Genomic DNA, 14,567 nt, shown 5'->3' on the forward strand with positions numbered 1-14,567 from the left:
CTTTCGCGAGCAAGCCCGCTCCCACAAGGGATCTTAGTGGTCACAAAATGTATGTCCGCTGCAGATCCCAATGTGGGAGCGAGCCTGCTCGCGAAGGCCGCGCCGCGGTTCCGAGCCTTACTGGGCGGTAGGCCCTACTTCACGCAGCGGCTTGCCGCGCACTGGCGCGTCGCCGGCGACGTAGTACGGCGCGGTGCTGCGAGGCAGTGGCTTGCGACCACGGATCTTGTCGGCGATCTTCTCGGCGATCATGATCGTCGGCGCGTTCAAGTTGCCGGTGGTGATGATCGGCATGATCGAGGCATCGACCACTCGCAGCCCCTGCAGGCCATGTACGCGGCCTTCGCCATCCACCACGGCCATGTCGTCGGTGCCCATCTTGCACGAGCAGGACGGGTGGAACGCGGTTTCGGCGTGCTCGCGGATGAACTGGTCCAGTTGCTCGTCCGTCTGCACCTCGATGCCCGGGCTGATTTCACGACCGCGGAACGGATCGAGCGCAGGTTGCTGCATGATCTCGCGGGTCAGGCGGATGCCATCGCGAAATTCCTGCCAGTCCTGCTCGGTGGCCATGTAGTTGAACAGGATGCTCGGATGCTGGCGCGGGTCCTTGGACTTGGCCTGGATCCGGCCACGGCTTGGCGAACGCATGGAACCCATGTGCGCCTGGAAGCCATGTTCCTTCACGCCGTTGCTGCCGTTGTAGTTAATCGCCACCGGCAGGAAGTGGTACTGGATGTTCGGCCAATCGAAATCCGGACGGGTGCGGATGAAACCGCCGGCCTCGAACTGGTTGCTGGCGCCGATGCCGGTGCCATTGAACAGCCACTCGGCACCGATGGCCGGTTGGTTGTACCAGAGCAGCGATGGGTACAGCGAAACCGGTTGGGTGCAGGCGTATTGCAGGTACAGTTCGAGGTGGTCCTGCAGGTTTTCGCCGACGCCTGGCAGCTCGTGGACCACCGGGATGTCGAGGCTTTCCAGCAGCTTGGCCGGGCCGACGCCGGAACGCTGGAGAATCTGCGGCGAGGCGATGGCGCCGGAGCACAGCAGCACTTCCTTGCGTGCCCGGGCTTCGACGCGCTCTTCGGCGGCGCCCACCAGGTAGCGCACGCCCACGGCACGCTTGCCTTCGAACAGAATCTTGTCGGTCAGGGCATGGGTGACGATCGTCAGCGTCGAACGCTTCTTCGCAACGTCCAGGTAGCCACGGGCGGTGCTGGCGCGACGGCCGTTCGGCGTGACGGTGCGGTCCATCGGGCCGAAACCTTCCTGTTGGTAGCCGTTGAGGTCTTCGGTACGCGGATAGCCTGCCTGTACGCCCGCTTCGACCATGGCGTTGAACAGCGGATTGTTGCCGGGTTTGGGCGTGGTCACGCTGACCGGGCCGTCGCCACCGTGGTAATCGTTCGGGCCGATGTCGCGGGTTTCGGCCTTGCGGAAATACGGCAGGCAGTCCAGGTAGGCCCAGTCTTCCAGACCGGGCAGCTTGGACCAGTTGTCATAGTCCAGGGCGTTGCCGCGGATGTAGCACATGCCGTTGATCAGGGAGGAGCCGCCCAGGCCCTTGCCGCGACCGCACTCCATCCGGCGGCCGTTCATGTGTGGCTCCGGGTCGGTCTCATAGGCCCAGTTGTAGCGCCGGCCTTGCAGCGGAAACGCCAGTGCGGCGGGCATTTGCGTGCGGAAATCCAGGCGATAGTCCGGACCGCCGGCTTCGAGCAGCAGGACGGTGACGCCTTCGTCTTCGGTCAGGCGGGTGGCCAGGGTGTTACCGGCCGAGCCTGCGCCGATGATGATGTAATCGAATTCTTGGGACATTGAATGCACCCTCTTCTGGAATTGGGTTCAGGTCGCGGCAGCCGAGTGTTCTTGTGGCGAGGGAGCTTGCTCCCGCTCGGCTGCGCAGCAGTCGCAAAATCTGCGACTGCGGTCTGTCTGAATGACTGTGGTGCCTGAAATTGGGGCTGCTTCGCAGCCCAGCGGGAGCAAGCTCCCTCGCCACAACAGCGTTCACTCAGGCCTCATGCCAGATCAGAACACCGACGCGTAATCGCCCAGTTCGACCTGTACCGATTTGATGCGCGTGAAGTTGTTCAGCGAGCTGATGCCGTTCTCACGGCCCACGCCCGATTGCTTGTAGCCACCGACCGGCATCTCCGCCGCCGACTCGCCCCAGGCGTTGATCCAGCAGATGCCCGCTTCGAGCTGATGGATGACGCGGTGGGCGCGGTTCAGGTCGCGGGTCACGACGCCGGCGGCCAGGCCGAACTCGGTGTCGTTGGCGCGGCGGATCACTTCTTCTTCGGTTTCATAGGTGAGGATGCTCATCACCGGGCCGAAGATTTCTTCGCGCACGATGGTCATTTCGTCAGTGCAGTCGGTGAACACGGTCGGGGCGACGAATGCGCCCTTGGCGAATTCGCCGTCGGTCAGGCGACCACCGCCGCACAGCAGGCGCGCGCCCTCGGCCTTGCCTTTCTCGATGTAGCCCAACACGCTTTCCATGTGGGCGAAGCTCACCAGCGGGCCAAAGTTGGTGTTTTCGTCCTCTGGGTTGCCGATCCGAATGCGTGCCACGCGCTCGGCGATCTTGGCTTCGAAGGCCGCCTTGAGGTGGCTCGGCACGAATACGCGGGTGCCGTTGGTGCAGACCTGGCCGGAGCTATAGAAGTTGGCCATCATCGCGGTGTCGGCGGCGCGATCCAGGTCGGCGTCATCGAAGATGATCAGCGGCGACTTGCCGCCCAGTTCCATGGTCACGTCCTTGAGCGAGGAGCTCGAAGCGCTGGCCATGACTTTCTTGCCGGTGTCGGTGCCACCGGTGAAGGAAATCTTCTCGATGCGCGGGTGCTCGGTCAGCCAGGTGCCTACTTCACGGCCGCTGCCGGTCAGTACGTTGAACACGCCCGCTGGAAGACCGGCCTCGGTGTAGATCTCGGCCAGTTTCAGGGTGGTCAGCGAGGTGACTTCGCTCGGCTTGAAGATCATCGCGTTGCCCGCCGCCAGGGCCGGTGCGGATTTCCACAGGGCGATCTGGATCGGGTAGTTCCATGCGCCGATACCCGCTACCACGCCCAGGGGCTCGCGACGGGTATAGACGAACGAAGTGGTGCGCAGCGGAACCTGCTCGCCTTCGATGGCAGGCACCAGGCCGGCATAGTATTCCAGCACATCGGCGCCAGTGACGATGTCGACGTATTTGGTCTCGGAGAACGATTTGCCGGTGTCCAGGGTTTCCAGGGCGGCCAGTTCATCGTTGCGCTCGCGCAGGATGTCGACGGCGCGGCGCAGGATGCGCGAACGCTGCATGGCGGTCATCGCGGCCCAGATTTTCTGGCCCTTTTCGGCGCTGACCACGGCGCGCTCGACATCGTCCTTGGTCGCGCGCTGCACTTGGGCAAGGACTTCACCGTTGGCAGGGTTGATGGCTTCGAAGGTGGCGTCGCCGCTGGCATCGCTGTACGCGCCATCGATGTAGAGTTTTTGCAGTTCGAAACGGGCCATAAAGTCCTCGCAAGTGCATAAGTGGTTGGCTGGCCACCGGGCGTGTCGTCTATAGCTGACTGCGCGGGTCGGTGGCGGTTCAGGAGCCGAGCGGTTCTGTGTGCTCTGGCATGCCTGCTTTGGCCAGTTGGAAATCCATGTATTCGTAAGCGATCCGGTGTGCCTGGGCGGTGTCGAACGCGTCTCCCGACAGCGCGCCGCGCAGCCACAAACCGTCAATCAGGGCGGCCAGGCCCCGTGCCGCGCTGCGTGCCTGATGAACGGGCAACACACGGCGGAACTGGCAGCACAGGTTGGAATACAGACGGTGATCGTTGATCCGCTGCAACCTGTGCAAAGACGGGTGATGCATGCTGGTGGCCCAGAAGGCCAGCCAGGTTTTCATTGCCGGGCCATTGACCTGGCTGGCGTCGAAGTTGCCTTCGATGATCACCTTCAGGTGAGCCCGTGGGCTCGAATCCTGGAGCGCCTGGCGGCGCGCGGTGACGTTCTCGCTCAGGACACTCATCAGGTACTGGGCCGTAGCCGCGATCAGGCCATTCTTGTCCCGAAAGTAGTGACTGATGATGCCGTTCGAGACACCGGCCAAACGAGCGATCAGCGCAATGCTGGCGTCCCCCATCCCGACCTGGTCGACGGCCTGCAACGTGGCTTCGATCAATTGCTGGCGGCGGATGGGTTGCATACCGACCTTGGGCATCTAGCACATCTCCTTAGGCCCGCCGGCGGACAAGTTGGGTCTGCCGTGGCGAAGGCCAGTCTATTTTGTTTTGATTGAACGTTCAATCAACAAAAACAAAGTTCTATACGTAAGTCATCGCTGTTTGTCGGGAATTTCATGTATGAAAACCCGTAGTACAGGGGCGAGGACTTTTTCGGGATGTCTTTATAACACTCGGGGGTCGGTTGGATGCCGAGCAAACGGTTGTGTGGCGAGGGCAATGTCAGGGCTGAGTGTCTACACAAACAAAAACGCCGCGATCATCTCGCGGCGTCTTTGCGCAGGTGGGCTTAGCCCAGGTTTTTGCCGAGCAATGCGTGATACAGCTCGCTGTCGCCCAGGATCCCGACGACTTTCTGGTCATCGTGAAGCACCAGCTTGTTGCCGGTCTGGTAGCGGATCTGCAACGCGTCGCGCATGCCGATGTTGGAGTCCACCAGCGTCGGGCGACGGCCGAGGCCTTCGACGGCCTGGCCCGGTGCCCAGTTTTGCAGGTCCAGCGCCGCGCCGTTCTGCCGGGCGCCCTTGATGGTGTTGCCCTCGGCCAGGTCAAGCCAGGAGTCGCCGCCCGGGTCCAGGCACACCGAACCGTTGATGCGCTTGCAGTTGTCCAGGGTGCGCATCAGGCTGCGCCCGCAGAGAACGTTGAGTGGGTTGGTGTGGGCGACGAAGGTGCGCACATAATCGTCCGCCGGGTTCAATACGATCTCTTCCGGCTTGCTGTACTGGATGATGCGGCCGTCTTTCATGATCGCGATACGGCTGCCCAGCTTCAGGGCTTCGTCGAGGTCGTGGCTGACGAACACAATGGTCTTGCTCAGCTTGCGTTGCAGCTCCAGCAGTTCGTCCTGCAGGCCTTGGCGGATCAGCGGGTCGAGGGCCGAGAACGGTTCGTCCATCAGCAGGATGTCGGCGTCCATCGCCAGGGCGCGGGCCAGGCCGACTCGTTGCTGCATGCCGCCGGACAACTCGTCGGGCTTCTTGTTGCGCCATTGGGTCAGGCCCACCAGCTCAAGCTTCTCATCCACCAGCTTGCGGCGTTCCTTTTCCGGTCGGCCCTGCATTTCCAGGCCGAAGCTGATGTTTTCGCGCACGGTCAGCCAAGGCATCAGGGCGAACTTCTGGAACACCATGGCGATGCGCTTGGTGCGCATCATCTTCAGTTCGGCTGGGGTACAGGAAGCGATGTCGATCTGGCGGCCTTCGTGCTCGACGAACAGCTTGCCGCGGCTCACGGTGTTCAGGCCATTGATACAGCGCAGCAGGCTGGACTTGCCCGAGCCGGACAGGCCCATCAGTACGCAGATTTCACCTTTCTCGATGTCCAGGCTGGCTTTTTCCACGCCGACGATTTGCCCGGTCTTCTTCAGGATTTCGTTTCGGGTCAGGCCTTTGTCGAGCAGCTTGAGGGCTTCGCGTGGATCTTTGGCAAAGATCACGTCGACCTCTTCGAAGCGGATTATGCTCATGCGTCACCCCCTACTTTAGCGTCGGGTTGTTTGCAGATTCGGTCGAGCATGATCGCCAGCAATACAATCGCCAGGCCGGCTTCGAAGCCCAGGGCGATATCGGCGGTGTTCAGTGCGTTGACCACGGGTTTGCCCAGGCCATCGGCACCCACCAGCGCGGCGATCACCACCATCGACAACGACAGCATGATGCACTGGGTGATACCGGCCGCGATGCTGGGCATCGCGTGGGGCAGTTCGATGCGCGACAGAAGTTGACGGCGGGAACAGCCGAAGGCTTTGCCGGCGTCCATCAGTTCTTCCGGAACGTCGCGGATGCCCAGGTAGGTCAGACGGATGGGCGCGGCAATCGCGAACACCACCGTGGAGATCAAGCCCGGGACCACACCCAGACCGAAAAGGGTCAGGGTAGGAATGAGGTAAACGAAGGTCGGTACGGTCTGCATCAGATCGAGTACCGGACGCATCAGGGTGTAGAACATCGGCTTGTGCGCGGCAACAATGCCCAGCGGCACGCCGATCAGTACGCAGACCAGGGTGGCGAACAGCACCTGGGCGAGGGTTTCCATGGTTTCCTGCCAATAACCCAGGTTGAGGATCAGCAGGAAGGAGGCGATGACGAATACGGTCAGGCCCCATTTGCGCTGGATGAAGTGCGCCAATAGCGCGATGAGGCCGATCAAGGCCAGTGGGTTGAACCAGGTCAGCGCAAACGTCACGCCGTGAATCATCGTTTCCAGGAACAGCGCGATTGCGTCGAATGTGCTGGCGCCGTGTTGCGTCAACCATTCGACAAAGCCGGCTATGTACTGGCCCAAGGGTATTTTCTGATCAATGAGCATGGTAGTGAACGTCCGCATGCAAGGGATAAACAGCCCGGGCGAGCGAACCCGCCCGGCATAACATGAGCAATTACTGCGCGAGCTTGGCTTTCACGGCGTCCAGGCCTGGTTTACCGTCAATGGTGGTGACGCCAGCGAGCCAGGTATCGAGTACCTGTGGGTTTTTCTTCAGCCAGGCCTTGGCCGCGGCTTCAGGCTTCATCTTGTCGTCAAGCACGTTGCCCATCAGCGAGCTTTCCATGTCGACCGTGAATTCCAGGTTTTTCAACAGCTGGCCCACATTGCTGCATTCCTGGCTGTAGCCCTTGCGGGTGTTGGTCGCGACGGTCGCAGCGCCGAAATCCGGGCCGAAGAAGTCGTCGCCACCGGTCAGGTACTGAATTTTGAAGCGCGTGTTCATCGGGTGTGGCGCCCAGCCGAGGAACACCACGTCGGTATTGCGTTTGGAGGCGCGGTCGACCTGGGAGAGCATGCCCGCTTCACTCGACTCGACGACCTTGAAGCCTGCGTCCTTCAGGCCGAAGGCGTTCTTCTCGATCATGCTCTGGATCAGGCGGTTGCCGTCGTTGCCGGGCTCGATCCCGTAGATCTTGCCGTCCAGTTCCTTCTTGAATTTGGGGATGTCGGCGAAATCGTGCAGGCCTTTGTCATACAGGGCCTGAGGCACGGCGAGGGTGTACTTGGCACCCTTGAGGTTGGTGCGCACGGTTTCCACTGTGCCGGCGTCGCGGTAAGCCTTGATGTCGTTTTCCATGGTCGGCATCCAATTGCCGAGGAAAACGTCCATGTTCTTGCCGTCGGCCAGGGACTTGTAGGTCACCGGCACGGAAATCATGGTGGTCTTGGTCTTGTAGCCCAGCGCGTCGAGTACAACGCTGGTGGTGGCGGTGGTCACGGTGATGTCGGTCCAGCCGACATCGGAGAAGTTGACGGTGCTGCACTGTGCGGGTTCTGCAGCGTTGGCCAGCATCGGAAGACTCAGCATGGCGGCCAACAACAACGGCGTGGAACCTTTCATGGGTGGACTCCTGGTGTTTTATCGGCAGTGTCCGGTCAGGACAACCGCGCTTATTGGATGTTGCGGTTGGTGGCGCGTGAGCACTCTTCTGACACGCGGCCTTGCAATCGAGCCGTAACCGATCATGTACCAGTGCAAATCCGACGCCTACAGGGTGGGTCGTATCCAGTACAGGGATGGTCGCATCCAGTGCGGGTAACGTCGTTTACAGATTTTTTCCGCCCTTGGCAGGCTTCTGAACCGCAAAAAAACGGCGCAAAACCGGGGCAAACGCCAGGCGGCGTTGGCGGGCATGATTGCGTCGGTGTCAGACGTCGGGCCTCAAGACAAAAGCCGGATGATGCGGCCATCCCGGCGTTGAGCGTAGCAGCTCCGCCACCGGACGCTCCTGCGCCCGGATGTGCCTGTTCTGGAGGTTCTCGGCAATGGCAATCAGCGTTTTCGATCTGTTCAAGATTGGTATCGGCCCGTCCAGCTCCCACACGGTGGGCCCCATGCGCGCCGCGGCTTTGTTTGTAGAGGCACTGCGGACCAAAGCGATGCTGCACGATGTGCGCCGGGTCGAGGTGCAGTTGTTCGGCTCACTGTCCGCCACCGGCATTGGCCACGGCAGCGACAACGCAGTGATCATGGGCTTGATGGGGGAGTGGCCGGATTCGATTGATCCGTCGCAGATCGGCACGCGTATCGAACTGCTGCGCGAGACCGGGACGCTGCTGCTGGACAGTCGCTTGCCGGTGCCTTTCATCTGGTCGCGGGACATGCGCCTGATCGACGAGAACCTGCCGTTCCACCCCAATGCGATGACGCTGGTGGCCGAGGGTGATAACGGCGAGCTGCACCGTGATACCTATTATTCTGTCGGCGGCGGTTTTGTCGTCGATCAGGCCCAGGCGTCCAGCGGCGTGGTGGACCTGGACCGCACCGAACTGCCTTACGATTTTTCCAGCGCCGAAGAATTGCTCGATCTGTGTCGCACCCACAACCTGCGGGTGGCCGAGTTGATGATGGCCAACGAAAAGGTCTGGCGCTCGGAAGAAGAGATTCGCAGCGGCCTGATGAAACTCTGGCGCGCCATGCAGGATTGCGTCGAGCAGGGTCTCAAGCATGAGGGCATCCTGCCTGGCGGTCTGAATGTACGCCGGCGTGCGGCCAAATTGCACCGCAGCCTGCAAGAGCTGAACAAGCCCAATGTCATCGGCTCGACCCTGAGCGCCATGGAGTGGGTCAATCTTTTCGCCCTGGCGGTCAACGAAGAAAACGCCGCCGGCGGGCGCATGGTCACGGCGCCGACCAATGGCGCGGCGGGAATCATTCCGGCGGTGCTGCATTACTTCATGAAATTCAGCGAAGCGGTCACCGACGCCAACGTCGTGGATTATTTCCTCAGCGCGGCGGCAGTAGGGATCCTGTGCAAGAAAAACGCTTCGATCTCCGGCGCCGAAGTCGGTTGCCAGGGCGAGGTGGGGTCGGCCTGCGCCATGGCGGCGGCGGGTTTGGCGGAGATTCTCGGAGCCACGCCGGAACAACTGTGCAACGCGGCGGAAATCGGCCTGGAACACAACCTTGGCCTGACCTGCGATCCGGTGGGTGGCCTGGTGCAAGTGCCGTGCATCGAGCGCAATGCGATTGCCGCGGTGAAAGCCATCAACGCCGCGCAAATGGCGTTGCGGGGCGACGGCCAACACTTCATCTCCCTGGACCGGGTGATCCGCACCATGCGCGATACCGGCGCCGACATGCATGACAAATACAAGGAAACCTCCCGGGGTGGCTTGGCGGTCAGTGCGGTGGAGTGCTGATTAAGGCGCTGTGAATAATCCTGTGGCGAGGGAGCAAGCTCCCTCGCCACGGGTATCGAGAAAACCGCTCGTTAAATGAACACTCATGCGCAAACACGCCACGTTTTGGCGCGTCGCAAACAGATAAGACGTGACTTGTCGGTCACTCCTTTGCACACCGCCCGACCATCCGTCCCCGCGCTTGCGGTGACATCCGCCGCACAAGCGCCGCAGCCCAGTTCCCACAAGTGCTACCGATCTGCTCACAGCCCGCTGTGACAGGTACCTGCGGCCTGGATGGCGCTTATAACCCCTACATCACGCATGCCTTATGTAGACAGGCCGCGATGTCGTTTTCAGGATTTATTGAACACCCATTCAATTTTAGGCACGGCAATTGCTCTATCCCGATAAAGCCCCGTCTCACGCAAGAGAACGATGGCAATAACAAGAGCCTCCGCCTGAGGCCATCACCCGCTTTGTGTGAGGAGATACCGCGATGACGACGTCCAACTCCGGGGCCCAACCCCAGAACCGTGCGCCTCAATCCATCGGCTTTCTGCTGCTGGACAATTTCACGCTGATTTCCCTGGCGTCCGCGGTAGAACCGCTACGCATGGCTAACCAGTTATCCGGTCGCGAGCTATATCGTTGGACCACCCTCACCGTTGACGGCGGGCAAGTCTGGGCCAGCGATGGTTTACAGATCACCCCGGATGCCTCCATGCACAAGGCCCCGGCACTGGACACGGTCATCGTCTGTGGCGGCATCGGTATCCAGCGCACCGTCACCCGCGAACATGTGTCATGGCTGCAAAGCCAGGCCCGTCAGTCCCGTCGCCTCGGTGCGGTCTGCACCGGCAGTTGGGCCCTGGCCTGCGCCGGCCTGCTGGACGGTTTCGATTGCAGCGTGCATTGGGAATGCCTGGCCGCGATGCAGGAAGCCTTTCCACGGGTATCGATGAGCACCCGTCTGTTCACCCTCGACCGCAACCGTTTCACCAGCTCCGGCGGCACCGCACCGCTGGACATGATGCTGCACCTGATCAGCCGTGATCACGGCCGCGAACTGTCGGCGGCGATCTCCGAAATGTTTGTCTACGAGCGTATCCGCAACGAGCAGGACCACCAGCGTGTGCCACTCAAGCACATGCTTGGCACCAACCAGCCGAAGTTGCAGGAAATCGTCGCGCTGATGGAAGCCAATCTCGAAGAGCCGATCGACCTGGACGAACTGGCGGTGTACGTCGCCGTGTCCCGGCGTCAGCTGGAGCGGTTGTTCCAGAAGTACCTGCACTGCTCGCCGTCGCGCTATTACCTCAAGCTGCGGCTGATTCGTGCACGGCAGTTGCTCAAGCAGACACCGATGTCGATCATCGAAGTGGCGTCGGTATGCGGTTTCGTCTCCACGCCGCACTTCTCCAAGTGCTATCGCGAGTACTTCGGCATTCCGCCACGGGACGAGCGTGTAGGTTCCAATACCACGCAGCAAGTGGCGATGATGCCGCTGCCACAGGCACTGGTGCTGTCGCCGCTGTCCGGCCCGCTGTCGGCGCTGAGCCAGGCGCGCAATGAGTCGACGTTTGCCAGCGTAAGGCTCTAGCGCAACAGCTTTTGTGGCGAGGGAGCTTGCTCCCGCTGGACTGCGAAGCAGTCCCAAAACCGGCCTATGCGGTGTCTCGGACATATAGCGTAGCCAGGTTTACGACCGCTTCGCGGCCGAGCGGGAGCAAGCTCCCTCGCCACAGGGTCAGGCGCTATGGTTTTGCTGATATTCGGTCAATGCCGGCAGCAACTGCTTATCAATCGCCTGGCGCACGGCTGGCAGGATGGTGGCGCTGCTGGTGTACATGTCCTTGACCATCCGCCGCAGCTCATTGGCGCGGGCCCGGTCCAAGCCCCGCACAGCGCACTCACACGCCTGCTCGGCCGTAGAGCCGCTGGGTATCTGGAGCCCAAGGGCCTTGAGCTGGCCCAGCAGGTCTTCCTGGTCGATCAAATCGGCGTACATCATGACGCTTTTCCTTGTTCAGGGATTGGGGTCGTGCCTCGATTCTGGTAGCCGTCCGAAGCGGCGGCAAGGGCAAACTGTCGCAATGGCCCGGATACCTATGAACAGGTCGTTTTCGGCTAACTCTCGCGAACCCGTACTGGGCACACTGAACTCAAGCTGAATCACGATGGTTTGGTCACCCTCGCGCGACGGCTCCTCCAGTAACGCACCTGCCCCGATCCAGTCACGGCTTGATCGGGGATTTTTTTGCCTGGGTGAAACAGGGGGAGATGGGCTGCCGGACAGACCGCTATCGCGAGCAAGCCCGCTCCCACATGGGAACCCGGACTCCTGTGGGAACGAGCTTGCTCGCGAATGGCCGTTACGCGGTCTAGCGTTGTAGAACCAGAATCCGCGACAACAACTCATCCCGATCCACATAGCAACCCTGGAAATGCCGCGCCCCCGAGGCCGGGTCGAAGGCGTTGCGGGCGTGGAGGGTGCGGCGGTTGTCGAAGCACCAGAGTTGGCCGGGTTCGAGACGCTGTACCAGACGAAATTGTGGCTCGCGGGTCAGGGCGATGAAGCGACGGTACGCGCGGTACAGCCGGGGCATCTGCTCGACCGAGGTGTCGAACGGCCCGCGCAGGAAGTTCGCCATGCGGATCTCCGAGACATGCCCGAGGACATCCAGCGCAATGATCGGCGCCAGGCAACGGTAATCGCTGTGACGATCCTTGTTGCGAAACTCCACCGGGATCTGGCACAGCGCGTCGAAGGCTTCGGGATCTTCCTGGCGCAGCGTCTCGGCGATGGCAAAGCCGTCGACAAAAATACTCTCGCCACCCTCAGCGTCATTCACCAGGCAATGCAAGAACTGAAGCCCCGGCTGCAACTCCCGCGTCGGCAAATCGCTGTGCAGTGGCAAGTTGAAAGCGGTGTAGGCGTTGCTGTCGGCATTGGCCTTGGATTGCACGTTGAACAGCACGCCGAAGTTGCTTTCGCGGATAAAGGAAATGCGCTGGGCAATCTGTTTCAGCGACCCGGGTTCGGTGGGCACGCCGCGTACTTGCGTCAGGCCGATGTCGCGCACCGCCAGCAGCCAGTGCAGCAACGCATCGGCGTCTTCCATCAACGCCGGGTAATCGAACACCGGCAGTTGCAGATCGTGCTGCCACAGTTGGCGCCGAGGTTTGTTCGCCAGGCGCTCGGCCCTGGATTGATCATCGTAGGCGTGGGCGCGCAACCAGCCTGGATCGAAACGGCTCTGGTGACCGTCCTGCCAACTGACGCACAAACAACCTTCGTCGTCGAGGCCGACGGTAGCGGGGGCAAGGTGTTCGGGGACGTCGACGATTTCCAGCACTTGTTCCCGAGTGACGCTGTAGACGCATTCAGGGCAAGGGCAGTTGTCCCGCAGCCATTGATGGTGGAAGGGGCTGACCCGGCTGTCGGCCCAGGTGACCTGTAGCCGGTCGGCCATGGGCGTCACCGCGCCCAGTGCGCAGATCCGAGGATATCGGCGGAAGTCGGCAAAAGCGGCGGCGGTGTTCATGGCGATCTCCTGTTGCGGACTTATCGGGCGGCTGGCAGCGCGATGACCCGCCCGATGTAGGCCGGGGATGGCAGGTCGGACTGTTCATCGAGCAGGGCGGTGAGTCTGCCCAAGGTCTGCTCCGTGAAAGGCGCCGAACGCGGGCCGGCCAGGTCGACGTGCAGCAGCATTTGCTCATTACCGGCCAGCTCTTTATCGCCGCCCGCCAAGTGCAGGCTGTGGTAGAGGTGCAGGCGCTTGGCGTCATGGCCGATGATGTGCGTGCGCACTTCCACGGCGGCGTCGAGTTTTACTTCGTGCAGGTAGTTGAGGTGCAGTTCGAGGGTGAACAGCGAGTGACCGCTGGCCTCGCGGTTCTGGCTGTCCAGGCCGAGCCGGTCCATCAACGCATCGGTGGCATAACTGAAGATCAGCAGGTAGAAGGCGTCGCGCAGGTGGCCGTTGTAATCGACCCATTCCGGGAGAATGCGGGTTTGGTAGGTGGTTAGAGTGGGCATGGCGGAACTCCACAAACAGTCGCTGATGTACCCTTTTGTGGCGAGGGAGCTTGCTCCCGCTCGGCCGCGAAGCGGTCGTAAAACCGGCGAATGCAATTTGACTGACACCGCATTTGCCGGTTTTGGGACTGCTTCGCAGTCCAGCGGGAGCAAGCTCCCTCGCCACATGGGGTTGTGATTATTCAGTGAACGCCATCCCATGCTTGGCTTTGGTCGTCTTCACCGCCTCCAGCACCGCCAGCAGGCAATCATCACGATAGCGCTCCAGGGCCGAAATGCTGTGGCTGCCCAGTTGCTCGCTCGTCCCGTCCACCACGTCGTCGATGAGTTTTTCAGTCAGTTCCGGCGCTGGCAGGTAGGTCCATGGCAATTGCAGCGCCGGGCCGAACTGGGCCATGAAGTGACGCATCCCGGCATCGCCGCCAGCCAGGGTATAGGTCAGGAACGTGCCCATGAATGACCAGCGCAACCCGGCCCCAAAACGAATGGCGTCGTCGATTTCACCGGTGGTGGCCACGCCGTCGTTGACCAGGTGCAAGGCTTCGCGCCACAGCGCTTCGAGCAACCGGTCGGCGATGAAACCGGGCACTTCCTTGCGCACATGCAGCGGCCGCATGCCGAGGGATTCATACACCTGCATGGCCGCCTGCACCGCTTCTGGCGCGGTGTGTTTGCCGCCCACCACTTCCACCAGCGGCAGCAGGTAGACCGGGTTGAACGGGTGCCCGACCACGCAGCGTTCCGGGTGGGTGCAACCTTCATAGAATTCGCTGGGCAAAAGCCCCGAAGTGCTGGAACCGATCAGCGCGTTCGGCTTGGCGGCGGCGCTGATCTGGCCGTGCAGTTCCAGTTTCAGTTCCAGGCGCTCGGGGGCGCTTTCCTGGATGAAGTCGGCGTCGCGTACACACTCTTCGATGGTCGCGACAAAGCGCAGCCGATCCTGCGACGCCCCAGGGGCCAGGCCCTGTTTCTCCAGCGCGCCCCAGGCGTTGGCGACGCGCTTGCGCAATGCCGCCTCGGCGCCCGGCGCTGGGTCCCAGGCCACGACGTCCAGGCCATGGGCCAGGGCGCGGCTGACCCAGCCGCTGCCGATCACACCGCTGCCCAGGGCGGCGAAGATTTTGATGTCAGTGATAAAGCTCATGGTGATTTCCTGAATGGTTCGCCGATTCCTAATGTGGGAG

At 61.7% G+C, this 14,567-nt stretch carries 12 protein-coding genes; 2 read left to right on the plus strand and 10 right to left on the minus strand.

Translation table 11 applies throughout. The features are described from left to right. Nucleotides 1–117: 117 nt before the first annotated feature. The 6 genes from betA to AD663_RS02380 all read right to left on the minus strand — a co-directional run bounded on the left by betA (nt 118) and on the right by AD663_RS02380 (nt 7,557). Nucleotides 118–1,821, minus strand: a complete 1,704-nt coding sequence (gene betA, locus AD663_RS02355; protein ID WP_053213205.1) for a choline dehydrogenase — start codon at nt 1,819–1,821, stop codon at nt 118–120. A gap of 213 nt (nt 1,822–2,034) precedes the next feature. Continuing rightward, on the minus strand, nt 2,035–3,507 hold the full coding sequence (gene betB / locus AD663_RS02360; RefSeq protein ID WP_053213206.1) for a betaine-aldehyde dehydrogenase: 1,473 nt from the start codon (nt 3,505–3,507) through the stop codon (nt 2,035–2,037). A 79-nt stretch (nt 3,508–3,586) separates the two neighbouring features. Continuing rightward, entirely contained in the window at nt 3,587–4,207 is a 621-nt protein-coding gene (gene betI / locus AD663_RS02365; RefSeq protein WP_053213207.1) for a transcriptional regulator BetI, read from the minus strand. 311 nt (nt 4,208–4,518) lie between these two features. Further along, nucleotides 4,519–5,697: a choline ABC transporter ATP-binding protein gene (gene choV / locus AD663_RS02370; RefSeq protein WP_003177572.1), complete on the minus strand. Its 1,179-nt coding sequence runs from the start codon at nt 5,695–5,697 to the stop codon at nt 4,519–4,521. Continuing rightward, nucleotides 5,694–6,539 (minus strand): choline ABC transporter permease subunit, encoded by an 846-nt coding sequence (gene choW / locus AD663_RS02375; protein WP_003177573.1) that lies wholly within the window; start codon nt 6,537–6,539, stop codon nt 5,694–5,696. Before choW ends, choV begins: the two co-directional genes overlap by 4 nt. Nucleotides 6,540–6,609: 70 nt before the next feature. Beyond that, entirely contained in the window at nt 6,610–7,557 is a 948-nt protein-coding gene (locus AD663_RS02380; protein ID WP_003177574.1) for a choline ABC transporter substrate-binding protein, read from the minus strand. Nucleotides 7,558–7,982: 425 nt separating this feature from the next. On the opposite strand from AD663_RS02380, the gene AD663_RS02385 reads away from it, so the two are divergent. Together AD663_RS02385 and AD663_RS02390 are read left to right on the plus strand one after the other, a co-directional pair. Continuing rightward, on the plus strand, nt 7,983–9,359 hold the full coding sequence (locus AD663_RS02385; RefSeq protein ID WP_053213208.1) for an L-serine ammonia-lyase: 1,377 nt from the start codon (nt 7,983–7,985) through the stop codon (nt 9,357–9,359). A 478-nt stretch (nt 9,360–9,837) separates the two neighbouring features. Then, on the plus strand, nt 9,838–10,941 hold the full coding sequence (locus AD663_RS02390) for a GlxA family transcriptional regulator (RefSeq protein WP_003177576.1): 1,104 nt from the start codon (nt 9,838–9,840) through the stop codon (nt 10,939–10,941). 147 nt (nt 10,942–11,088) lie between these two features. On the opposite strand, the gene AD663_RS02395 is transcribed toward AD663_RS02390, so the two are convergent. The 4 genes from AD663_RS02395 to AD663_RS02410 form a co-directional block, all read right to left on the minus strand. Next, on the minus strand, nt 11,089–11,352 hold the full coding sequence (locus AD663_RS02395; RefSeq protein ID WP_003177577.1) for a hypothetical protein: 264 nt from the start codon (nt 11,350–11,352) through the stop codon (nt 11,089–11,091). Between the two features lie 370 nt (nt 11,353–11,722). Further along, nucleotides 11,723–12,886 (minus strand): gamma-butyrobetaine dioxygenase, encoded by a 1,164-nt coding sequence (locus AD663_RS02400; protein WP_053213209.1) that lies wholly within the window; start codon nt 12,884–12,886, stop codon nt 11,723–11,725. Between the two features lie 20 nt (nt 12,887–12,906). Further along, nucleotides 12,907–13,383, minus strand: a complete 477-nt coding sequence (locus AD663_RS02405) for a thioesterase family protein (protein WP_003177579.1) — start codon at nt 13,381–13,383, stop codon at nt 12,907–12,909. 178 nt (nt 13,384–13,561) lie between these two features. Beyond that, the gene (locus AD663_RS02410) at nt 13,562–14,527 is read right to left on the minus strand and encodes an L-carnitine dehydrogenase (protein WP_003177581.1); all 966 of its coding nucleotides are present in this window, start codon (nt 14,525–14,527) and stop codon (nt 13,562–13,564) included. Between the last annotated feature and the right edge of the window lie 40 nt (nt 14,528–14,567).

This window comes from Pseudomonas sp. Q12-87 (genome assembly GCF_001269755.1).
Lineage (GTDB): Bacteria > Pseudomonadota > Gammaproteobacteria > Pseudomonadales > Pseudomonadaceae > Aquipseudomonas > Aquipseudomonas fluorescens_S.

Coding starts and splice junctions, on each gene's coding strand:
- betA (WP_053213205.1), bottom strand. CDS start 1,821: ATGTCCCAAGAATTCGATTACATCATCATCGGCGCAGGCTCGGCCGGT.
- choV (WP_003177572.1), bottom strand. CDS start 5,697: ATGAGCATAATCCGCTTCGAAGAGGTCGACGTGATCTTTGCCAAAGAT.
- AD663_RS02400 (WP_053213209.1), bottom strand. CDS start 12,886: ATGAACACCGCCGCCGCTTTTGCCGACTTCCGCCGATATCCTCGGATC.
- choW (WP_003177573.1), bottom strand. CDS start 6,539: ATGCTCATTGATCAGAAAATACCCTTGGGCCAGTACATAGCCGGCTTT.
- AD663_RS02385 (WP_053213208.1), top strand. CDS start 7,983: ATGGCAATCAGCGTTTTCGATCTGTTCAAGATTGGTATCGGCCCGTCC.
- AD663_RS02380 (WP_003177574.1), bottom strand. CDS start 7,557: ATGAAAGGTTCCACGCCGTTGTTGTTGGCCGCCATGCTGAGTCTTCCG.
- AD663_RS02405 (WP_003177579.1), bottom strand. CDS start 13,383: ATGCCCACTCTAACCACCTACCAAACCCGCATTCTCCCGGAATGGGTC.
- AD663_RS02395 (WP_003177577.1), bottom strand. CDS start 11,352: ATGATGTACGCCGATTTGATCGACCAGGAAGACCTGCTGGGCCAGCTC.
- betI (WP_053213207.1), bottom strand. CDS start 4,207: ATGCCCAAGGTCGGTATGCAACCCATCCGCCGCCAGCAATTGATCGAA.
- AD663_RS02390 (WP_003177576.1), top strand. CDS start 9,838: ATGACGACGTCCAACTCCGGGGCCCAACCCCAGAACCGTGCGCCTCAA.
- AD663_RS02410 (WP_003177581.1), bottom strand. CDS start 14,527: ATGAGCTTTATCACTGACATCAAAATCTTCGCCGCCCTGGGCAGCGGT.
- betB (WP_053213206.1), bottom strand. CDS start 3,507: ATGGCCCGTTTCGAACTGCAAAAACTCTACATCGATGGCGCGTACAGC.